The sequence below is a fragment of the Paenibacillus durus genome (assembly GCF_000756615.1).
GTDB lineage: Bacteria > Bacillota > Bacilli > Paenibacillales > Paenibacillaceae > Paenibacillus_AQ > Paenibacillus_AQ durus.
The window spans coordinates 4,961,523-4,983,494 of record NZ_CP009288.1 but is presented as its reverse complement, the minus strand read 5'-3'; the positions used below and the strand labels follow the sequence as shown (position 1 = coordinate 4,983,494).

Here is a 21,972-nt window from a genome sequence, read left to right as displayed (position 1 = left end):
GTCTATTAGTATAAGCCTATTTTATTGTATTTACAACAAAATATCGGAAATAGGAGCGTTGAAATTGAGAGAGATTTTACGTGAGATCGGGATGATTGCCAGGGCGTTCGACTCAATCAGCAATATCGAATTCAAGGAACTGGAGCTGACGAAGGGGCAGTATTTGTACCTGATCCGCATCTGCGAGCAGCCGGGGATCATTCAGGAGAAGCTGGCCGAGATGATCAAGGTGGACCGCACGACCGCGTCGCGCGCCATCGCCAAGCTGGAGCTTCAAGGATTTGTCGAGAAGCGCAGCGATCCGGACAACCGAAAGATCAAGAAGCTGTATCCAACCGCTAAAGGGGAAGAAGTGTATCCTTTTTTGAAAAGAGAATCCGACTATTCCGACCAATCGGCCCTGGCGGGCTTGTCCGATGAGGAAATCGAGACTCTATACAAGCTCCTGAAGAAGGTAAGGCGGAACACGGAACAGGACTGGGAATATGTAAAAAAGGGCAACAAGCGAAGCTATTAGGCTGCCTGCGCTTGCCCGTAAAGGAACAGCTAGGGGCGGGCGGCGGCCTTTGCGGTAAAAATAAAGACGATGGCAGCCTCGCGTCCAAGCTCCATCGCCTTCGTCCAACAGGGAAACCTATTCTTCCTTCGGAATCAGTTCAAATATTTTGCCGGTTTCCAGAGCCACGATCAGCTTCAGCAGCCAGCGGTAATATTTTATCGCGTCTTCGATTTTGTCCTCATCCTTGCTCAGCAGAGCGGCCAGCGCTTCATCCTCGCTGTACTCTTCTTTAATCGACCGGATCTCGTTCAGAGATTTAGTTAGGGCGTTCATGTTGCTCTCCACCGCTTTTCTCCACTTAATCGAGAAATAATCGCTGAAATTCTGGTACCAGTCGGATGAGGCCTCGAACAGATCCTTCCGCGTTCCTTTCCCCCATACCTTATCGATCATCTTCAGATCAAGCAGCGTCCGCACACCCGTGCTCATGGACGTCTTGCTCATCCCCATCGATTGGCTCAGCTCGTCCAGCGTAACCGGACCCTGCTTGAAATACATATATCCGTACAAATGGCCGATGGACAGAGTCACGCCGTACAGATCCATGTTCTTGCCGATGGAATCGATGACGCGCTCCCGGGCCTTGCTTATTCTGTCTATTTGCTCGGGCGCGAGCCCTTCTAAATCATTCATGCCGTCCCTCCTGAAGGAAGCTTTAAACTTCACAATCTCTCCTAGTGTATTGTAATCACATCCCCCAATGAAGTAAAGAACCCGAATCGAAACGGAATTTGGAGTAAAACAGAGTATTCTTTATGAAAAGTACGTAAAGTAAAAACTGTACGTTAAATTATAACGGTATATGCGCTTTGCTTCTCTTTCCGGTCGTCCGTTAGACTATAACGAGTGAATTGACCCGGAAAAATACGGGAGAAGGAGGTTCATATGCCTATACTTGAAGTGAAGCAGCTTACGAAAATATTCGGCCAGGACGCCCGCAAAGGGCTTACGCTGCTGGAGCAGGGCTGGTCCAAGGAAAAAATCGCGAAGGAAGCCAAGCTGACGGTCGGAGTGAATCAGGCCGATTTTCATATTAAAGAAGGGGAAATATTCGTCATTATGGGTTTGTCGGGCAGCGGCAAGTCGACGCTTGTCCGGCTGCTTAACCGGCTGATCGACCCTACGGCAGGGCAAATCTTGTTCCGGGGACAAGATGTGGTCAAGATGAATGCCGAAGAGCTTCGTCAGTTCCGCCGCAAAAATATCGGTATGGTCTTCCAGAAATTCGGCTTGTTTCCGCACCGGACGGTGCTTGGGAATGCCGAATACGGCCTGGAGGTGCAGGGTGTCGATAAAAAGAAACGCAGAGAGCTGGCGCAGCAGGCTCTGGAGCTGGTCGGCCTCGGCGGCTGGGAGAACCATCGTCCCGATCAGCTCAGCGGCGGGATGCAGCAGCGGGTCGGGCTGGCCCGGGGCCTTGCGAATGATCCGGACATTCTGCTGATGGACGAAGCGTTCAGCGCGCTCGATCCCTTGATCCGCAAGGATATGCAGCAGGAGCTTCTGGAGCTGCAGGACCGGGTGAAGAAGACGATTGTCTTCATTACGCATGATTTGGATGAGGCGCTGCGGATTGGCGACCGGATCGCCTTGATGAAAGACGGCGTTATTGTGCAGATCGGCACGCCGGAGGAAATTCTCATCCAGCCTGCCAACAAATATGTGGAGCGGTTCGTGGAGGACGTGGATTTGTCGAAGGTGCTGACAGCAGCCCATGTGATGAAGCAGCCGGAGATGATCCGGCCCGAACGCGGACCGCGCGTGGCGCTGCAGTTGATGCGCGACAGCGGCGTGTCCAGCCTGTATGTGGCCGACAAGGAGATGAAGCTGCTGGGCGTGATTACCGCCGATGACGCCGCGCGGGCGATTAAAGAGCAGCAGTCGATTTCAGACGTCATGCGGCGGGAAATCCCGCAGGTAAGTCCGGATACGCTGCTGAACGATCTGTTCGAGCTTATGGCGGAGTCGCATTTGCCGCTCGCTGTGGTCGATGAACAGGACCGGCTGAAAGGCATTGTGATTAAGGGAGCCGTGCTGTCCGCCCTCGCGGGCAATGCGGTACCGGAAGGAGGGCTTGCCTGATGAATATTCCGAAACTGCCGCTCGGCAGAATGGTGGAGAAGCTGGAGGAATGGCTGACGCTATATTTCGGTCCGGTCTTTGACTTCATCCATTCCGTCATCGGAGGGATGGTAGAGGGGATTGAAGCGCTGCTTACCTTTCTGCCCGCACTGGTTGTCATTCTGCTAATAACGGCGCTTGCTTATTGGATCGGAAAATGGCGGCTTGCGCTGTTCGCGCTGATCGGGCTGCTGCTCATCGACAATCTAGGGCTGTGGGGGCCCTCGATGCAGTCATTGGCGCTCGTGCTGGCAGCATCCGTGCTGGCCGTGCTGATCGGTGTGCCCATCGGCATTCTATGCGCGCAGAGCGGGAAGGCAAGAAATATCATCACGCCTGTTCTGGACTTCATGCAGACGATGCCAGCCTTCGTCTATCTGCTTCCGGCGGTGTCTTTTTTCTCGCTGGGCGTTGTTCCGGGTGTGATCGCTTCAATTATATTCGCCATTCCACCCACGATTCGCCTGACGAATCTCGGCATTCGCCAGGTCTCCTCGGAGCTGGTGGAGGCCGCCGACGCATTCGGCTCGACTCCGAACCAGAAGCTGTTCAAGCTGCAGCTTCCGATTGCCATGCCGACCATTATGGCCGGGATCAACCAGACGATCATGCTGTCTTTGTCGATGGTCGTCATCTCATCCATGATCGGCGCGCAGGGAGTCGGCGCCTATGTGTACCGCGCCGTATCGCAGGCCAAGACCGGCGCCGGGTTCGAGGCGGGACTTGCGATTGTCGTAATCGCCATCCTGCTGGACCGACTGACGCAGAACGCGCTTAAAATCAAGCACAAATAGGAGGATTTACATTAATGAAAAAGAGTAATCGCCGAAAGTTTATATCCGTCGCAATGTCGGGGCTCCTGCTGGCCGCCGTAATGCTGGCAGGCTGCTCGTCCTCGGGGAGCGGCTCGCAAACCGTCAAGCTGGCTTACGTGGCCTGGGATTCGGAAATTGCCAGCACCTATGTCGTCAAGGAAGTGCTGGAGTCGAAGCTGAACAAGACGGTTGAGCTGCTTCAGGTTGACGCCGGGCCGATGTTCGCCGGGGTAGCGGGCGGAAGCGCTGATGCGATGGTCGCGGCCTGGCTGCCGAGCACGCATGCTTCCTACATGGAGAAATACGGAAAAGACCTGGAAGATCTGGGCGTGAATCTTGACGGAACAAAAATTGGACTGACGGTTCCGGCTTATATGAAAGTGGATTCGATTGAAGATCTGACTGACACAGCGGTCGCAGATTCGATGGACCATAAAATTATCGGCATCGAGCCGGGCGCCGGCATTATGTCGGCTACGGAAAAAGCGCTGAAGGATTACAAGCTGGACGGCTATACGCTGGTGGAAAGCTCGTCGGCGGCGATGGCGCAGGAGCTGCAAAAGGCATATGACGCCAACAAGCCGATTGTCGTCACCGGCTGGACGCCGCACTGGATGTTCGCTAACATGGATCTGAAGTATCTGAACGATCCCAAAGGCGTATACGGCGGTGACGAGCAGATTCATACATTGGCCCGCAAAGGTCTGAATGACGATCAGCCGGATGTTCACCGGTTCCTGGACCAGTTCCAGTGGACGCCGGAGGATATGGCGAAGGTGATGGTTGCCATTCAGGGCGGACAATCTCCGGAGGAAGCGGCCAAGGCTTGGGTTGAAGCCAACCCGGACAAAGTCAAGGAATGGACGGCGGGTATTGAGTAAGCTTGTCTGACGGGATGCCCGGCGACAAGAATATATGTTGTTAAAAGCCTTCAGGAATGAAGGCTTTTACGCCTATCACATGTCTCATGATTTATTCCTCTTCCAATTAATACAGCCTGTATCCCTTGATAGCTCTTTAGATTTTATATTTATAATCAGTTCTTCGATTGCTGAAAAACTTGCTAATCCACAAAGTAAACTTGAGGTTATGGTTAGTCCCAATATACTATACAGAAATGGGAAGCAGAATAGCATAAGCCCTGTTGCCTTATTAGCATATGTATGTATGAAAGATAAAGCGCTGTATTTTACAAATCCAATTATCAATGAGCCTATGCGAATAACAGCAACCGCTCCGATCCAGCATAATATCCACAAAGGAAGATGAAGAATTGGAAGAAAGACAGACAGTGTAACACCTATGAAAATTGCATCTGCGATACTGTCTATACTTGCACCTAATTGACTGGTGCTTTTTGTCTTTCTTGCTATATATCCATCAAGAACATCGCTTGCGCCACATACGATATAGATGCCAAAAAATAGAGCAGATAACGGTTTTACAAGCAACAGTATCACAGAGCAAATGATCCGCATCACAGTGAGAACATTTGGTATATGCTTTATTCTTACCCCTCCAAGCATCAAACTAATATGAGAGAAAATTCACGCCGTTATACTTTTTGTTACGGCAGCTACTAAATCACGAAATTCTGTATTAGGTCTACATGCGAATAGAACAATACATTAATATTCTTTATTCATTTTAATATATCCTTTCACTTAAAATATTTATAACATCTCGGTATGAAACCAGTTAACGCGGTGCCGTCTTAAATAACTCGAACATAAAGCAGGCTGTCGAGACTTTCTCGACAGCCTGAGAAAACCGTTGATTCATTAGATTATTATTCAGCCTCTATTGCTTCAAGTACAGCTCTACGGCCTGTGTATCCATAATCGGATTCTGATACCGCTCAATTGTAATCGTAAGGGGCTGCGGATAATTCTTGGCTTCCTCTCCAAAGTTAAATTGAAACTCGTCCACCGCCGTACCATCCTTTGATAACCTATGGCTGCCGAAGTTACCTAATACGGTGCTATTCACTCTTTTGTGCACTTTACCCTGCGCATCGGTGAAGCTGTCGGCCAATATGGTAAAAGTGTTCTTAAAGTATCGGCCATTGTCAATTTTACGCCGTAACAGGATTTCTCCCGCTTCCGCATGGTCCTCTGGCGTGGGCTCGACAAGTTCAAGACCGCTCCCCGGCGCTTCAATAATCTGTTTTTTGTTTAAATCGACGACTATTTTCATCTGATCCTTATCGACAGCCGAAATGCCGAATGTTTTCAATGTTACGGAGTCTGGCTGGCTGTAACGGCTGTTCCTGAATACGAGCGTGGCCTTGGAATCATCCGAGTAGGCTACGGAATTGTCAGATGTGATGATGCCGGGGTAATATAATTTTTCGGTAGTGTCCCCTTTTTTACTGATCAGAACAGGATTAATCAATTGGAAAATTCGTTTCTCGTTGCTCTTGTCATACTCCAAATCCACATAGGTGCTCAGCGGAGTATACAGCACTTGGCTCACTTTAATTTTTTGTCCGTCCACGGTCAAGGTGCGGTCAGCCGTTAACGTATTCCGCTGGTCTTTGAACATGTCGGGGTCAAGCTCGAAGGAAATATCCAGGCTGGTCCGGTACTTATTACTGCTGGAAACGAGCGCCTCCGCTGAAGTCTCGGTAAGAATAATGTTGACCTTCACCTTTTTCGAATATTGAATCGATGGCGAAAGGTTGGAGGAGTATATAAAATCTACAGATTGGCCCGCCGGGATCCGGCTCTCGCCATCCAGTACATCTAATATTGAGCCTTTACGAGGATACGGGTCCTTATAGTCTCCAAATTGAAGCGAGAAATCCGCTTGTTCGACTTCTTTGTCCGTGTTGTTCTGGACGCTGTACAGGACGAACACTTTTCGGCCATCTGCAACAGCGCCGGCCACATCGACACGGTAACCCTTTTTTTCCGCGCTCTGGTGAACCGGTTTTACGAGATTCTGTTCCAAGGCGCTTGCAAGTGCAGGGTACCTGGAGCTCAAGCGGTACGCTTTGAAATTTCCCCAATTATTAGTGCTGGCCGTTTGTACTGAATGTTCAGCAGCTTCCTTTGCCGGTAATCCGATGGAAGAGAACGTAAGCAGAATTGCAGCCGCAGCGGCTATGGCCACACCCACTCCATATGAATATATGCGCCGCTTCTCACGCTTTTTCCCCTGCATGATTCCTTCTCGCATGGAGTTGTAGAGTTTGCTTTCCTGGAACGTTTCGGCGTGCCGGTTCGCTTCATGAGCATTCTGGCGCAGAATGCGTTCTTCTTTGTATATCATTTCCATTCGCCTCCCGTATGTCTACAGATACTTCCGAAGCTGTTTCAGTCCTTCGCGCAGCCAGGTTTTGATTGTGCCTTCGGGTCTTTTCAGCACCATTGCAATTTGGGCAGTTGTCATGTCCTGATAGTATTTCAGAAACACGGCATGCCGGTATTTCGGCTTCATCCGGCTCATCGCCCGCTCCAGGTCGATCCGCTCGTTGCTTTTCATTTCCTGTGCCGCTTCTTCCACCAGCTTCTCCGAAGGTAACATGCGCTTTTTGCGCCGGAGTTCATCCATGCAGCAGTTGATGGTAATCCGGATCAGCCAGGGCGTAAAGGCCTGCTCGTCTTTAAGCTTTTTGCGCTTCATCCATGCCCGGCATGACGCTTCCTGCACCACCTCCAGCGCGTCCGTTTCCGTTCCCAGGTAGCTGAAAGCGATCGCGTACATTTTGCGGTGTTCGACGTACAGGCGCTCAAAAAAAGCTTCTTCATCCATCAGCGCAACATCCGCCAATCGGGCCTCGTTCATTGTATTTCCCACCATTCACCACTCCCCCTTTTTCTATTAGTGTTGGTATTGGGAAAGAAGTCCTCTAAATTCATGTTCTTACAAGTAAGACGCGGCAGAACGGGAAAACGATTGATTTTTCAAAAATGACCACGGCTAACATGGGAGCCGCCCAAGCTATGCGCTGCTAAGTATTTTACAGTGAATTCACAAATATGCTATGATGGAGAGAACCAGACTGTAAATCTGTCATACTTTATACTCTTTTGTTCTTAAATGATAGACTATAGTGAATTTTCGTTTACAAACACCCCGTCCGGGGTGTTTTCTTTGAAATATCTGAATATGATCAGAAGCAGGGTTGGAGGGCATGGAGTACAGAGAGGAGAGCGATGCATGACAGACATGGTTAACGCCTGGATTGACTGGCTATTGCAGGCTTTGGGCCTTAGCGGGCCCGCAATTCTCCTGGTTACGATCCCGCTCGCGCTCCTTCAGAGCCTGTTCGGATTTTTTCCATTCGTTATATTGATCGTGCTGCATGTCTCGGTATTCGATGTAATCTGCGGGATGCTGATCAGTTGGATGATCTGTAATCTGGGAGGGCTGTTCGTATTTTATCTGTCCCGGAGGTATTTGTTTCACTGGTTTGACCGGAGATGGGGCAGGAAGCTGAAGCGTTATGACAAATGGCAGCGTTATTTGAACCGTTATGGCATCTGGACGCTGGTGCTGCTTCGAACGATACCAATCATTCCCAATAATGTGATTAATATTATGTCTGCGGTGTCAACCCTGCCTCACTCGGCTTTTATCTGGGGAACGGCGCTTGGAAATCTGTCTTATATCTGGCTGTTCGGTACGATTGGTTCTTCGCTTATTGTTCCGAGAGAGGAATGGGGTATTTATCTGACCAGTTACGGCATGTTCATCATCGTACTGCTTGCCGTCTTCATCTGGAAGCATTGGGGCCATCTGCAGGAGGATAAACGGGAGCGGATGGTTTGATCTGGCTCTAAAAAGTATAAACGCTCGAAATGGAACGCTTGTCCGGTGCGCCGCGCCCGGGGGCGCGCTGTCCACGGCGGAGCCGTAAGCGGGCGGCGGTTGGGAGAGACCAACCGAAAGATTTCCTTATTGAACGGGAATTTCTCCCGTTATCAAGCCGGAAATCTTTTGAATTTTCAAATAAACTGGAAAAACTCCTGTTTATTTCTCTATTTTGTCTACTTTACGGGGCAGGGGAAAGAACAAGCTGGAGTTTTTCCGCCTTAATGTACTTTTTTGGATGAAATATGAGAATTAAGCCGGAGAATTTCCGTTACAGGTAATAGTCAAGAACGCCATTAGACAGTTCATAGCCGACTGCCCGTTCACTTTTGCCGCGACGGACAGGGTTCAGTAAGCCTTTGGCGCACAGCTTTTTCAGAATTTGAACAGCCGTCTTGGAGTCTACTTCAAAATGCCGGGCGACATCCACCGGCCGCAGAGGTTTGGCGGCGTGAATGGCGAGCCGGAGCACCTCTTTTTCGGCCAGCACCGCTCTGGAGACGGGAGCAGCCGATGGCCGGTAGCGGCTCAACACCATGCGCAGCAAGGTTACGCATAACTGCGGACGCTGTTTAATATCGTCATAGGCAAAGGAAATCACCTGGTATCCCATGGCGTGCAGAAAGGTCTCCCGGTTCAATTCATTGCAATACTTCATTCGGTCCATATCGCGCACATGCGGGCCAAATCCTTTGATTTCTATAATCAGCTTGGTGTATCCCGGAAGCCAGGCAAAATCGGCAAAATAAGACCTGCCCCGCCAATCCAACACTTCATACTCCGGATGCAGATCATTCATATGGCCGATCAAAGGCCACCAGACCTTTTCCAGAAACAGCGATTCGGCGTGCAGATGCCCCCTTTTCAGCCTGGATTGGCGTTCTCCTGTCCGGTGTGCAAGATGATAATGAATAAACTGCTGGTAGGCTTCGTTAAAGTCCATTTTTCCTCCCCAAAATAAAAAACGCCCCGGCTCACTCGGTTGAGTGAAACAGGACGTTCTTCGTCATAGACCCATTATAATGCAGTTCTGCAATGACGGAAAGGAAAAAAACATCGAATTTCTTCTTCGTTTGCCACCGGCGCCGTTTGGCCACGATCAGGACCGTTGTTCATGCTCTCGCTGTTGCTAGACGGGTACCATGGATTACAAAAAGTATATACGCTCGAAATGGAACGCTTGTCGCCGCGCCGGATAAGCGTTCTTCTTTTTTGGGCGGTCGACGAATACGATACAGTAGAAGGCGGCTTGACCGCCGGAAGTGGCGGGAGGGAAGAGCGCTATGGGCAGAATAAAAAAATGGGGAAACCGGCGGCTTCAGCTGCCATCCGCCTTGCGCCTGCCGCGGATAAGCTTTACGCCGCCTGTCCGGAAAAGCTCGTTCAAGTCCGGCGGCTCCGGCATTTTTCGTCGTGTAAGCCGGAACTCGTGGGGCGGGCGCGGTGGATTCGGGGATGGGGGATGGACGGCGTCGCGTTCCGGCGGGGCGCGCTTCAAGTCCAGGCCCGCCAGGGCTTCGCGCCCAGCGGGTATCTGGAGCCGCCGGCCGGAAAGCGGCGAGAGGCTGGGGCAAGCAGCCGACGGACGGCGCCGCAGGCCGCGAAGCCGCCGCAGGTTCTGGCTGCTGACGTTTCTGCTGCTGCTTGTCGCCGTGCTGCTTGGCCTCGGCTATGTGGAACGGCATCTGACGCCGCCGATCGTCCATCTGGCACAAATCCGCGTGAAGCAGGTTGCGACCGAGGCGATTAACAAGGCCATCGCCTCCCAGGTGGCAAGCGGCAGCAGCGCCGAGAAGCTGATCGACTGGAAGACGGACGGCACAGGCAAAATCTCCGGCTTTATGCTCAACTATACGGAGCATATGCGTATTACTTCGCAGGCGACGGAAGTAATTCAATCAACCTTGGACGGCCTGCATAATCAGACCGAGCATATTCCGCTCGGCCAGGCGCTGGATAGTCCGCTGATCGCTTCCTTCGGTCCGGACATTCCGATCAAGATTGAGCCGCAGGGCGCGGTCAAGGTCGAACTGAATACCCGCCAGCAGAATGCAGGAATCAATATGATCCTGGTTGAAGTATACATCCATATCGTTACCGAGGTGGCGGTCGTTGTGCCTTTCGACATGGAACCGCAGGTGGTCGATACGGAAATTCCCGTCTCTTATCTGATGGTCGTCGGGGATGTCCCGATGTACTATTACGACAATCAGGGCAGACCCGTAGGCGAGGGAAGCGCCAGCGCGCCGAATATTGCGCTGCCCGCTCCGTCCTCCGGCGGCGGGGTAAGCACGCCGGGCTCTAGCGGCGGTGCGCTCCAGGGAGGGAGCGGCCCGGCGGCGGGCAGTCCCGCGGGGAGCGGCGCGAACGCCGGTGGCACCGGAAGCGGCGGCGCGCCGTACCCAGCGCAGCCGGACGCGGGCGGCCAGTAGAGCGGCGGCTGCCCTGGCTGGGGCAGTCCGGCGGGGAGCGGCACGCAGGGCCCGGACGCGCAGAGCGGCCCGGCGGCGGGCAGTCCGGCGGGGAGCGGCGCGAACGGCAGCGGCGTCACCGGAAGCGGCGGCGCGCCGTACCCAGCGCAGCCGGAAGCGGGCGGCCGGTAGAGAGGCGCGCTGCCCCGGCTGGGGCGCTCCGGCGGGGAGCGGCACGCAGGGCCCGGGCGCGCAGAGCGGCCCGGCGGCGGGCAGTCCGGCGGGGAGCGGCGCAAACGCCGGTGGCACCGGAAGCGGCGGCGCGCCGTACCCAGCGCAGCCGGAAGCGGGCGGCCGGTAGAGAGGCGCGCTGCCCCGGCTGGGGCGCTCCGGCGGGGAGCGGCACGCAGGGCTCGGGGGCGCAGAGCGGCCCGGCGGCGGGCAATCTGGCGGGGAGCGGCGCGAATAGCAGCGGCGTCACCGGAAGCGGCGGCGCGCCGTACCCAGCGCAGCCGGAAGCGGGCGGCCGGTAGAGAGGCGCGCTGCCCCGGCTGGGGCGCTCCGGCGGGGAGCGGCACGCAGGGCCCGGGCGCGCAGAGCGGCCCGGCGGCGGGCAGTCCGGCGGGGAGCGGCGCAAACGCCGGTGGCACCGGAAGCGGCGGCGCGCCGTACCCAGCGCAGCCGGAAGCGGGCGGCCGGTAGAGAGGCGCGCTGCCCCGGCTGGGGCGCTCCGGCGGGGAGCGGCACGCAGGGCTCGGGGGCGCAGAGCGGCCCGGCGGCGGGCAATCTGGCGGGGAGCGGCGCGAATAGCAGCGGCGTCACCGGAAGCGGCGGCGCGCCGTACCCAGCGCAGCCGGAAGCGGGCGGCCGGTAGAGAGGCGCGCTGCCCCGGCTGGGGCGCTCCGGCGGGGAGCGGCACGCAGGGCCCGGGCGCGCAGAGCGGCCCGGCGGCGGGCAAGACCAACCGAAGATTTCCTTATTGAACGGGAATTTCTCCCGTTTATAAGCCGGAAATCTTTTGAATTTTCAAATAAACTGGAAAAACTCCTGTTTATTTCTCGATTTTGTCAACTCTACGGGGCAGGGGAAAGAATAAGCTGGAGTTTTTCCGCCTTAATGTACTTTTTTGGATGAAATATGAGAATTAAGCCGGAGAATTTCCGTTACAGGTAATAGTCAAGAACACCATTAGACAGTTCATAGCCGACTGCCCGTTCACTTTTGCCACGACGGACAGGGTTCAGTAAGCCTTTGGCGCACAGCTTTTTCAGAATTTGAACAGCCGTCTTGGAGTCTACTTCAAAATGCCGGGCGACATCCACCGGCCGAAGAGGTTTGGCGGCGTGAACGGCAAGCCGGAGCACCTCTTTTTCAGCCAGCACCGCTCTGGAGACGGGAGCAGCCGATGGCCGGTAGCGGCTCAGCACCATGCGCAGCAAGGTTACGCATAACTGCGGACGCTGTTCAATATCGTCATAGGCAAAGGAAATCACCTGGTATCCCACAGCGTGCAGAAAGGTCTCCCGGTTCAATTCATTGCAATACTTCATCCGGTCCATATCGCGCACATGCGGGCCAAATCCTTTGATTTCTATAATCAGCTTGGTGTATCCCGGGAGCCAGGCAAAGTCGGCAAAATAAGACCTGCCCCGCCAATCCAACACTTCATACTCCGGATGCAGATCATTCATATGGCCCGTCAAAGGCCACCAGACCTTTTCCAGAAACAGCGATTCAGCGCGCAGATGCCCCCTTTTCAGCCTGGATTGGCGTTCTCCTGTCCGGTGTGCAAGATGATAATGAATAAACTGCTGATAGGCTTCGTTAAAGTCCATTTTTTCCTCCCCAAAATAAAAAGCGCCCCGGCTCACTCGGTTGAGTGAAACGGGACGTTCTTCGTCATAGCCCCATTATAATGCAGTTCTGAATCAGCGAAAAGGGAAAAAACCATCGAATTTCTTCTTCGTTTGCCACCTGCGCCGTTTGGCCACGATCAGGACCGTTGTTCATGCTCTCGCCGTTTAATCACCCCTCATACCCCCGTCATGAACAGCTATCCCCCATCATAGACGCCTATCACAGATACCAATGGAGGGACACACTGGCCGAAGGGCCGATATGCTGCATGCTGTGAACCAGCCGGGAGGACTGTGTCTACGATACCCTCCGGCATCTGCGTGGAGGAGCCGTACAAAATCGGCGAGACGATCAAATACAAGACGATTATTATCGTGACTGTGGCTGTACTGTTTGTTTATCCGTTCATATAACGCTTTCTCATTAAAGGCTACTCTAGCAGGTTCCATCAAGCCCCTCTTTTTGCTGTACAGTCATAGCTGCATCGGCAGATGGCGGCGCGACGAGCCGAACCGCCAAGCCGATTCGCCCGTCTTAACGAAATCTTTATACGCCGTCCGGGTTTCTTAACACTGTATTTATGCGCTCGCTGATAATATGAAACTCGTAAAAGAGAAGCGAAATGGAGGAGCGGGAATGGCGACGGTGATTATAATCGCGGGGCTTGCCGCAGCCGCAATGTTTGTGTATTTGCTTTATGTCTTATTCTGGGGTGATGGGAAATGAGAGAGGCGATGTTTCAGGATCTGCTGTTTCTCGTACTGCTGGTGGGGTTGTCCGTTCCGCTCGGCGTGTATATTTACAAGGTGATGATGGGAGAAAAGGTATTCTTGTCCCGGATTATGCAGCCGGCAGAGCGGGGAATTTACCGGATTATCGGCGTCAGAGAGGACGACGACATGAGCCCGGGCCAATATACGGGCGCGGTGCTTATTTTTAGCGGAATCGGCTTGATCGCTTTGTTCCTGCTTCTGATGGTGCAGGGCCTGCTTCCGCTTAATCCGGAGCATCAGACGGCCATGAGCTGGGATCTGGCGTTCAATACGGCGGTCAGCTTCGTTACCAATACGAACTGGCAGGCGTATTCCGGCGAATCGGCTTTGTCGTATCTGACACAGAGCTTGGGGCTCACGGTGCAAAATTTTGTATCTGCCGGGATGGGCATCGCGGTGCTGTTCGCCCTCATCCGGGGCTTTGTCCGCAAATCTCAAGGAACGGTCGGGAACTTCTGGAAAGACATGGTCCGCATTCATCTCTATGTGCTGCTTCCGCTTTCCGCGATCCTTGCGCTGCTGCTGGTCTCTCAGGGGGTTGTGCAAACTTTCTCCCCTTATGCGCATGTTGCTAACCTGGAGAACAGCGCCGCAAGTATCGTGCCGCTCGGCCCGGCGGCAAGCCAGATCGCCATCAAGCAGCTCGGCACGAACGGCGGCGGCTTTTTCGGAATGAATTCGGCGTTTCCGCTTGAGAATCCGACCGCGTTCTCCAACCTGCTTCAACTGCTGTCCATTCTGCTGATTCCCGCCTCGCTGTGCGTGTCGTTCGGGAGGGCGGTCAAGGACCGGGGACAGGGCCGGGTCATTTACGCGGCTATGCTGTTTCTGTTCATCCTGTGTCTTGTTGGAATTACGGCCAGCGAACGGTACGGAGCGCCCTTGATACACGGGGTGGCCTCATCGGGCAATATGGAGGGCAAAGAAGTCGTCCACGGGGTCGGAACATCGGCGCTCTGGGCAGCGGCGACTACAGCGGCTTCCAACGGATCGGTCAATTCCATGCATGACAGCTTTACTCCGCTGGCGGGCGGTCTGCTTATGTTCTTGATGCAGCTGGGGGAAATTGTGTTCGGCGGCGTAGGCAGCGGGCTGTACGGCATGCTTGCCTTCGTTATTCTGACCGTATTCATCGCAGGGCTGATGGTCGGGCGGACGCCGGAGTATCTGGGCAAAAAAATTGCGCCGTTCGAGATGAAAATGGTCTGCCTGATCGTGCTGGCGCCCCCGCTGCTGACGCTGCTCGGAACCGCCGCCGCCGTGCTGATGCCGCAGTCGGCGTCTTGGATGACCAATTCGGGCGCGCATGGCTTTTCGGAAATCCTGTACGCCTTCACTTCGCTTGGGAACAACAACGGCAGCGCCTTCGGCGGTTATGCGGCGAATAATGCGTTCACCAATATCCTCGGCGGGTTCGTTATGCTCTTGGTGCGCTATATTCCGATGGCGGGAGTGATCTTTCTAGCGGGCAGCCTGTCCGGCAAGAAAAGCGTGGCGGCGGGCGAAGGCACGCTGTCCACGAGCGGCGCGATGTTTGCCTTTCTGCTGATAGCCATCATTTTGCTGATCGGCGCGCTCAGCTTCTTACCGGCGCTTGCGCTCGGACCGATTGCCGATTACTTTACAACCCGCGGTTTAAGCTGATTATAGAGGTGTGATAACAATGGGAGAAAATAATAAACAGCCGTCTATTTTAAATGATGCGCTCCGTCAATCCTTCGTGAAGCTGTCGCCGCGCATTCAGGTGAAAAACCCGGTTATGCTGGTCGTTTACGCTGGCGCATGGTTCACAACGCTATTATATCTGCTGTCCTTTGCCGGTGTTCAAGATGAAGCGGCCGGCTACACGCTGGTCATTGCGCTGATTCTCTGGTTTACCGTCCTGTTCGCCAATTTTGCCGAGGCGATCGCGGAAGGGAGAGGCCGGGCACAGGCGGACAGCCTGCGAAGCGCAAGGAAAGAGGTCGGAGCTAAAAAATTGAAGTCCGCGGCCAGCCGCGAAGAATATACGGAGGTGCTGTCCGACAAGCTGTTGAAAGGCGATATCGTGCTGGTGGAGGCCGGAGAGCAAATTCCGATGGACGGCGAAGTAATCGAGGGAGCGGCTTCGGTTGATGAGAGTGCGATCACCGGCGAATCCGCGCCTGTTATCCGTGAATCCGGGGGCGACCGCAGCGCGGTAACCGGCGGTACGACGGTCGTGTCCGACTGGCTCATCATCCGGGTGACGGCGGAAGCGGGGAACAGCTTTCTGGACAAAATGATCGCTATGGTCGAAGGAGCTTCCCGCAAAAAAACGCCGAATGAAATCGCGCTGCAAATCCTGCTCGTCAGCCTGACGATCATATTCCTGGTCGTCTGCGCTTCCCTGATGCCTTTCTCATCCTTTGCCAGCCGTCAGGCGGGAACGGGTGCACCCGTATCGCTGACGAACATTATCGCGCTGCTCGTTTGTCTGGCGCCGACCACGATTGGTGCGCTGCTGTCGTCCATCGGGATCGCCGGCATGAGCCGGTTGAACCGGGCCAATGTGCTGGCGATGAGCGGCCGGGCAATTGAAGCGGCCGGCGACGTCGATGTGCTGCTGCTTGACAAGACGGGCACGATTACGCTCGGCAACCGGCAGGCCAGCGAATTCATCCCGGTCCCCGGCGTGACCGAAGCGGAGCTGGCCGACTCGGCCCAGATGTCCTCGCTCGCGGACGAGACGCCGGAAGGACGGAGCATTGTCATTCTGGCTAAGGAGAGATTCGGCATACGGGGCCGGGATCTGGCGAAGCTTAACGCGACATTCGTAGAGTTTACGGCCAAGACGAGAATGAGCGGCATCGATTACCAGGGCAGCGAGATCCGCAAAGGAGCGGCGGACGCCGTCAAGGCGTACGTCCAAGCGAATGGCGGAACTTACCCGCAGGAATGTGAAGAGATTGTAAAGCAGGTGGCCACCGCCGGTGGTACGCCCCTGGTTGTGTCCCGGAACGGCAGGGTGCTCGGCGTCATTCATTTGAAGGACATCGTCAAGAACGGCGTCAAAGAACGCTTTGACGACCTGCGGAAGATGGGCATCAAGACGATCATGATTACCGGCGACAATCCGATGACGGCCGCAGCCATCGCAGCCGAAGCGGGAGTGGACGATTTTCTGGCCGAAGCCACACCTGAAGCGAAGCTTGCGCTGATCCGCGATTATCAGTCCAAGGGACATCTGGTGGCGATGACCGGGGATGGAACCAACGATGCGCCTGCGCTCGCTCAGGCGGATGTCGCGGTTGCCATGAATACGGGAACGCAGGCGGCCAAGGAGGCCGGGAACATGGTCGATCTCGATTCCAACCCGACCAAGCTGATTGAGATTGTGCGGATCGGCAAGCAGCTTCTCATGACCCGGGGGGCGCTGACCACCTTCAGTGTAGCCAATGACGTCGCCAAGTATTTTGCCATTATCCCGGTGCTGTTCTTCGGCATCTATCCGCAGCTTACGGCGCTGAACGTCATGGGACTGAGCAGCGCCAAAAGTTCCATTTTATCGGCCATTATCTATAATGCGGTTATTATCATCCTGCTCATTCCCCTTTCCCTCAAAGGGGTCAAGTACAAGGAAATGCCCGCCCGGAAACTGCTGCAACGAAATATTTGGATCTACGGTCTCGGAGGCATAGCCGCGCCGTTCGCCGCCATTAAGCTGATTGATCTACTTCTGACCGCTTGCGGTCTCGCGTGAGGTGAATGGATATGAAACGCAGCTTCAAAATATTACGTCCCGCCCTGTTAAGCTTCATTGTCATGACCGTGCTATGCGGTATAATTTATCCTGGAGTCATTACGGCCTTGTCCCAGTCGCTCATGCCAAGCCAGGCGGACGGCAGTCTGATCACGGTAAAATTAAAAGACGGCGCCTCCCGTATGGCGGGCTCGGCGCTCATCGGCCAGCCATTCACGGAAGCCCGGTATCTGATCGGCAGACCGATAGGCGTAAGCAATCTGTCGCCGACCAGCAGCGAGCAACTGGGTAAGGTTCAGGAGAGAGCGGCCTGGTGGAGCAGTCTCGACCCGGCGAATAAGCAGGACATTCCCGCCGAGCTTGTGACCGCGTCCGGCAGCGGCGTCGATCCCAACCTGTCGCCGGCGGCCGCCAAATATCAGGCCGCCCGCATCGCCCGGGCAAGAGGTATCCCCGTGAAGACGGTAAACGAAATGATCGACAAGTATACAACGGACCGCTTTCTCGGCGTCTTTGGCGAACCGGCGGTAAATGTGCTGAAGGTTAATCTGGCGCTGGACGGCCTGCTCTGACTGAAGAGGATATTTTTGCCCTGCGGATCTTCTATAATCTGTGAGAAACGGATGCCTAAAAGCGATACGTATCGTTTCATCGGAAGCTTAAGCTTCCAGAGGACGGCGCAGCCGTTTCATCTTAAGGCGGTGAATCATGTTATCTTATCAAGACGAACGCCCGGACCCCGACGAACTGTTGAAGGATATGCCTTCCGAGCAGGGCGTAAGGACCGGCAAGCTCAAAATCTTCTTCGGCTATGCCGCCGGTGTGGGCAAGACGTACGCAATGCTGGACGATGCCAGAGAGCAACTGCAGCGCGGGGTTGACGTGCTGGTCGGTTATGTCGAGCCCCATACCCGCCCGGAAACGCTGCAACTGCTTGAAGGGCTCCCGACCCTGCCCCCCAAAGTCGTGGAGCATAAGCATATCTGTCTGCGTGAGTTCGATCTGGATCAGGCGCTGGAGCGCAAGCCGGAGCTTATCCTCGTTGACGAGCTTGCGCATTCCAATGCGGACGGCGTACGGAACAAGAAGCGCTACCAGGATATTGAGGAGCTGCTTCAGGCGGGAATTGACGTATATACGACCGTTAACGTCCAGCATATCGAGAGCTTGAACGATGTGGTCCAGGGAATTACAAAGGTCGTTGTCCGGGAGACAATTCCCGACTATGTATTCGACGGCGCGGACAAGGTCAAGCTGATCGATATTGATCCGGATGAGCTGCTCAAACGCTTTACTGAGGGTAAAATTTATCGACCCGAGCGCGCTGCGGCGGCGATGGATCATTTTTTCACCAATAGTAATCTTAGACTGCTGCGTGAAATCGCGATGAGGAAGGCGGCGGACCGGATCAGCCACGATAATTTGACCGAGCGCCGGACTCCCGGGAAGTCCGCGGGCATCAAATGGCTGGTCTGCATCAGCCCGTCGCCAACCTCCGCCAAATGCATCCGGTGGACCGCCCGTACGGCTGAAGCGTTTCACGCCCCATGGACGGCGGTGTATGTGGAGCGCACGGACAGCGACCAAGGGGGCGGCTTCCCGGACAAGAGCGTCCGCGACAATATGGAGCTTGCGGAGCGGCTTGGCGCCGAAGTCGTCGTACTGAACGGATACGATGTCGCTTCCTCCATTACGGAATATGCCAAGCTGTCGGATATTACGAATATCGTCATTGGAAAGAGCCGGACCAAGAAGCGCTTTGGCCGCCGGTTTGAGATGGCTCTGGAGGATAAATTGCTGTCAAGGCTGCCTCAGACGGAAATTCATATCATTCCCGACAGCGCCGGGCTGAAGCCGTACCGAAAGCCGAAGGTCCGCTTGCCTGCCGATCGCTTGTATTTTTCCCGGGCTGACACGCTGAAGGCGATGGGCATTCTGGCCGCGGCTACCCTTTGTTCTTTCGGACTGCACAGGCTTGATGTCGGCGACCGGAATATTATCATGGTCTATATTTTATCTGTGCTGATCATCTCGCGGATAACCACGGGTTACGCCTATGGCGTGGCCGCTTCCGTGCTTAGCGTCTTAATGTTCAACTTCCTGTTCACTTATCCATACTTTTCATTTTCGGCGGTTCAGGCGGGGTATCCGTTAACCTTCTTGATTATGTTAATCGTGGCCCTGACAACCAGCGCATTGACGGTCCGCAACCGGATGCAGGCGCGCGTGGCGGTGGAGCGTGAACGGCGGACCGAGGTGCTGTACGAAATTAATAAAAAATTGCTGATCACCCGCGAGCTGGAGCAGATCGTTAAACTGACAAGCAGCTATATCGTTAAGCTGTTTGGCCGTTCCGTCATTTTTTATCCGAGCGATCCGGCGGACGGAATGGAAGGGAGCTTGCTGGCCGCGGACGGAGAGGATGCCTCCCTCCTGCAAACCTCCGAGGAAGCGGCGGTGGCGCATTGGGTATTCGCCAACCAGAAACGCGCCGGAGCGGGAACGGATACGCTGCAGGGCGCAAGTGGATTTTACATGCCGGTCATTTCCCAGGGCCGGGTGCTGGGCGTCATCGGTATTTCATGCTTCGGCGGGGCTTTGCTGGGACCCGGCCAGCGGTCATTCCTGCGGATGATCGCCTCCCAGGTGGCGATGGCGCTCGAGCGGCAGCGCCTGTCCGACGAGCAGCGCCGCATTCTGCTTGACTCCGAGAAGGAGAAAATGCGCAGCAATCTGCTGCGGGCGATCTCCCATGACCTGCGCACACCGCTGACGGGCATACTTGGGGCAAGCTCGGCGATGCTGGAGAGCGGGGATACTTTGAACCAAGAGGTCAAAGGGCAGCTTCTTCAGCATATTAAGGAAGATTCCCAGTGGCTGATCCGAATGGTGGAAAATTTGCTTTCGGTCACGCGAATCAAGGAAGGCAGCGTCGATGTCAGTAAAACGGCGGAAGCGGCGGAGGAGATTGTCGCAGAGGCGATCAGCCGAATCCGAAGCCGGTTCAAGGACCGGAACATTAACGTCAAGGTACCCGACGAGCTGCTGATGGTGCCGATGGACGGCACGCTGATCGAGCAGGTTATTATCAATCTTGTGGAGAATGCGATCAAGCATTCCGGGGAGAATACGCTGGTCGAGGTCACCTTAATGAGAAAAGGCAATAACGCGGTGCTGGAAGTGAGCGATAACGGGGAGGGCATCGACGAGCGGGAGCTGCCGCATCTGTTCGACAGCTATGCCGCATCCGGCGGCAGAAGCCCCGATTCCTCGCGGGGGATGGGAATCGGCCTGTCCATCTGCATGTCCATTGTTAAAGCCCACCGGGGTAAACTGGAGGCAGAGAATAAACGGAGCGGTGGAGCGGTGTTCCGCGTGATTCTGCCGCTGGAGGAGGAGGCATCCAATGAATGGAAAAGTCCTGATTCTGGTCGTCGAGGATGAGGCCGGAATCAGCACCTACATTTCGACCGTATTGAACTCGAATGATTATGCGGTGCTCCGGACGGACAAAGGGGAGGAAGCCGTCTCTTTGGCGGCTTCTCACCATCCCGACCTCATGCTGCTTGATCTCGGCTTGCCGGATATCGACGGCATCGAGGTGCTGCGGCGGGTGCGCCAGTGGAGCAGCATGCCCATCGTTGTCGTCTCGGCGCGCGGTCATGAGCGGGAGAAGGTGGAGGCGCTCGATCTCGGCGCCGACGATTATATTACGAAGCCTTTCGGCACTTCGGAGCTGCTCGCCCGCATCCGGACGGCCATCCGCCACAATCGGCAGGGCGAAGGCAGCCCGGATCAGGAGAAGATCAGCATCGGCCTGATGACCATTGATTACGGAAAACGCACGGTAACGGTCAATGGCAGGGAGATTCATTTTACACCGATCGAATATAAGATCATTACGCTGCTAGCAAGACACGCCGGCAAGGTGCTGACCCATGATTTTCTGATTCGGGAAATATGGGGGCCTTATACGAACGAGAATCAGACGCTGAGGGTGAATATGGCCAATATCCGCAGAAAGATTGAAGCCAATCCGGCGGAGCCGAAATACATCGTTACGGAGGTGGGCGTGGGATACCGGATGAAGGACGGCGATCATCTGTGAAGCTGCCCGGAGCGGGCGATTCGGCGGGGCGCCTGAACTGCACTTTTGTATCTCTATTAGCCGCAGGCGTATAATAAACTCATTGCACCACCGAACCGCTGCGAAAAGAGGTAGGATCATGGAACGCTGTCTGTTCATCCACGGATTTACCGGGGGCATTTTTGAAATCGAGCCTCTGTCGGAATATTTGAAACAGCAACATTATCTAACCCATACGTTCACGCTGCAAGGACACACCGGCCGGAGGGCCGATATGCGGCGGGCCACCCGGGAAGATTGGTACCGGCAGGCCGGGAGCGAGCTGGAGCAGCTTGCGGAGGGTGGGGAGGGCGTGCATGTCATCGGCTTTTCGATGGGGGCGTTAATCGCTTCCCGTCTGGCCGTCCGCTACAAAAGCCTCGTCCAATCGCTGACCCTGCTCGCTGCACCGGTCTTCCCGCTGAATCCGGGGGAGATTGTGAAGACGCTGGGGAACCCTGCGATGCTGAAGAATTATTTGAGCAAGTTCGGCTCGACGCCGGTCCATGCCAACCGCGAATTTAACCGGATCGTCCGGGAGAGCTTTGACCTGTTCCCGCAGATCGAGGCGCCGACGCTCATTGTGCAGGGAACGAGAGACCACCTCGTCAAGACCAAGAGTGCGGCCTATTTGGAGCGGCATATCGGTTCTCCTGTCAAGGAAGTTCTGCTGGTCGAACGCAGCGGTCATATGCTGTGCTACTGCGAGGAGAAAGACAAGGTCCTGGATAAGGTTCATCGGTTCATCCGAAGCGCCTCAACCAAGTAATT

The 21,972-nt window shown here is 55.0% G+C and carries 19 protein-coding genes; 13 read left to right on the top strand and 6 right to left on the bottom strand.

Translation table 11 applies throughout. The features are described 5' to 3' along the window. The first annotated feature begins 64 nt into the window (after positions 1–64). Complete coding sequence (locus tag PDUR_RS21705) at positions 65–517, top strand: MarR family winged helix-turn-helix transcriptional regulator (protein ID WP_042208161.1); 453 nt, start codon at positions 65–67, stop codon at positions 515–517. Between the two features lie 117 nt (positions 518–634). On the opposite strand, the gene PDUR_RS21700 is transcribed toward PDUR_RS21705, so the two are convergent. Continuing rightward, a complete protein-coding gene (locus tag PDUR_RS21700) occupies positions 635–1,192 on the bottom strand; it encodes a GbsR/MarR family transcriptional regulator (RefSeq protein ID WP_042208160.1) in 558 nt (185 codons plus the stop codon). A 252-nt stretch (positions 1,193–1,444) separates the two neighbouring features. Here PDUR_RS21700 and PDUR_RS21695 point away from each other — a divergent pair, with 252 nt between their 5' ends. Genes PDUR_RS21695 through PDUR_RS21685 form a run of 3 tightly spaced genes read left to right on the top strand, consistent with a single transcriptional unit; the run spans position 1,445 to position 4,376 of the window. Further along, a complete protein-coding gene (locus PDUR_RS21695) occupies positions 1,445–2,641 on the top strand; it encodes a quaternary amine ABC transporter ATP-binding protein (RefSeq protein WP_042208159.1) in 1,197 nt (398 codons plus the stop codon). After that, complete coding sequence (locus PDUR_RS21690) at positions 2,641–3,474, top strand: ABC transporter permease (RefSeq protein ID WP_042208158.1); 834 nt, start codon at positions 2,641–2,643, stop codon at positions 3,472–3,474. Before PDUR_RS21695 ends, PDUR_RS21690 begins: the two co-directional genes overlap by 1 nt. Before the next feature lie 53 nt (positions 3,475–3,527). Beyond that, a complete protein-coding gene (locus PDUR_RS21685; protein ID WP_042209595.1) occupies positions 3,528–4,376 on the top strand; it encodes a glycine betaine ABC transporter substrate-binding protein in 849 nt (282 codons plus the stop codon). A gap of 84 nt (positions 4,377–4,460) precedes the next feature. Here the strand turns inward: PDUR_RS21685 and PDUR_RS28280 are convergent, their stop codons facing one another. The 3 genes from PDUR_RS28280 to PDUR_RS21670 all read right to left on the bottom strand — a co-directional run bounded on the left by PDUR_RS28280 (position 4,461) and on the right by PDUR_RS21670 (position 7,299). Further along, on the bottom strand, positions 4,461–5,021 hold the full coding sequence (locus tag PDUR_RS28280) for a CDP-alcohol phosphatidyltransferase family protein (RefSeq protein ID WP_179945168.1): 561 nt from the start codon (positions 5,019–5,021) through the stop codon (positions 4,461–4,463). Positions 5,022–5,295: 274 nt separating this feature from the next. Beyond that, positions 5,296–6,768, bottom strand: a complete 1,473-nt coding sequence (locus PDUR_RS21675; protein ID WP_042208156.1) for a DUF4179 domain-containing protein — start codon at positions 6,766–6,768, stop codon at positions 5,296–5,298. A 21-nt stretch (positions 6,769–6,789) separates the two neighbouring features. After that, positions 6,790–7,299, bottom strand: coding sequence for an RNA polymerase sigma factor (locus PDUR_RS21670; RefSeq protein ID WP_081949612.1), 510 nt, complete (start codon positions 7,297–7,299; stop codon positions 6,790–6,792). Between the two features lie 360 nt (positions 7,300–7,659). Here PDUR_RS21670 and PDUR_RS21665 point away from each other — a divergent pair, with 360 nt between their 5' ends. Beyond that, positions 7,660–8,271, top strand: coding sequence for a TVP38/TMEM64 family protein (locus PDUR_RS21665; RefSeq protein ID WP_042208155.1), 612 nt, complete (start codon positions 7,660–7,662; stop codon positions 8,269–8,271). 313 nt (positions 8,272–8,584) lie between these two features. Here PDUR_RS21665 and PDUR_RS21660 read toward each other — a convergent pair whose 3' ends face one another. Then, positions 8,585–9,256, bottom strand: a complete 672-nt coding sequence (locus tag PDUR_RS21660) for a DUF559 domain-containing protein (protein ID WP_042208154.1) — start codon at positions 9,254–9,256, stop codon at positions 8,585–8,587. Between the two features lie 340 nt (positions 9,257–9,596). On the opposite strand from PDUR_RS21660, the gene yunB reads away from it, so the two are divergent. After that, on the top strand, positions 9,597–10,745 hold the full coding sequence (gene yunB / locus PDUR_RS21655; protein WP_081949611.1) for a sporulation protein YunB: 1,149 nt from the start codon (positions 9,597–9,599) through the stop codon (positions 10,743–10,745). A 1,142-nt stretch (positions 10,746–11,887) separates the two neighbouring features. On the opposite strand, the gene PDUR_RS21635 is transcribed toward yunB, so the two are convergent. Next, the gene (locus tag PDUR_RS21635; RefSeq protein WP_042208151.1) at positions 11,888–12,559 is read right to left on the bottom strand and encodes a DUF559 domain-containing protein; all 672 of its coding nucleotides are present in this window, start codon (positions 12,557–12,559) and stop codon (positions 11,888–11,890) included. Between the two features lie 658 nt (positions 12,560–13,217). On the opposite strand from PDUR_RS21635, the gene PDUR_RS28930 reads away from it, so the two are divergent. From PDUR_RS28930 to PDUR_RS21605, 7 genes are all read left to right on the top strand, one after another. Then, a complete protein-coding gene (locus PDUR_RS28930) occupies positions 13,218–13,307 on the top strand; it encodes a potassium-transporting ATPase subunit F (protein WP_156130563.1) in 90 nt (29 codons plus the stop codon). Next, complete coding sequence (kdpA, locus tag PDUR_RS21630; protein WP_042208150.1) at positions 13,304–14,998, top strand: potassium-transporting ATPase subunit KdpA; 1,695 nt, start codon at positions 13,304–13,306, stop codon at positions 14,996–14,998. Before PDUR_RS28930 ends, kdpA begins: the two co-directional genes overlap by 4 nt. 19 nt (positions 14,999–15,017) lie before the next feature. After that, positions 15,018–17,075 carry a potassium-transporting ATPase subunit KdpB gene (gene kdpB, locus PDUR_RS21625; protein WP_042208149.1) on the top strand — a complete coding sequence of 686 codons (2,058 nt, stop codon included), beginning with the start codon at positions 15,018–15,020 and terminating at the stop codon, positions 17,073–17,075. Positions 17,076–17,086: 11 nt separating this feature from the next. Next, the gene (gene kdpC, locus PDUR_RS21620; RefSeq protein WP_042208148.1) at positions 17,087–17,647 is read left to right on the top strand and encodes a K(+)-transporting ATPase subunit C; all 561 of its coding nucleotides are present in this window, start codon (positions 17,087–17,089) and stop codon (positions 17,645–17,647) included. A 136-nt stretch (positions 17,648–17,783) separates the two neighbouring features. Then, positions 17,784–20,519 (top strand): sensor histidine kinase, encoded by a 2,736-nt coding sequence (locus PDUR_RS21615; protein ID WP_042208147.1) that lies wholly within the window; start codon positions 17,784–17,786, stop codon positions 20,517–20,519. Continuing rightward, entirely contained in the window at positions 20,482–21,183 is a 702-nt protein-coding gene (locus tag PDUR_RS21610; protein ID WP_042208146.1) for a response regulator, read from the top strand. Before PDUR_RS21615 ends, PDUR_RS21610 begins: the two co-directional genes overlap by 38 nt. A 118-nt stretch (positions 21,184–21,301) precedes the next feature. Next, entirely contained in the window at positions 21,302–21,970 is a 669-nt protein-coding gene (locus PDUR_RS21605; RefSeq protein WP_042208145.1) for an alpha/beta hydrolase, read from the top strand. The last annotated feature ends 2 nt before the right edge of the window (positions 21,971–21,972 follow it).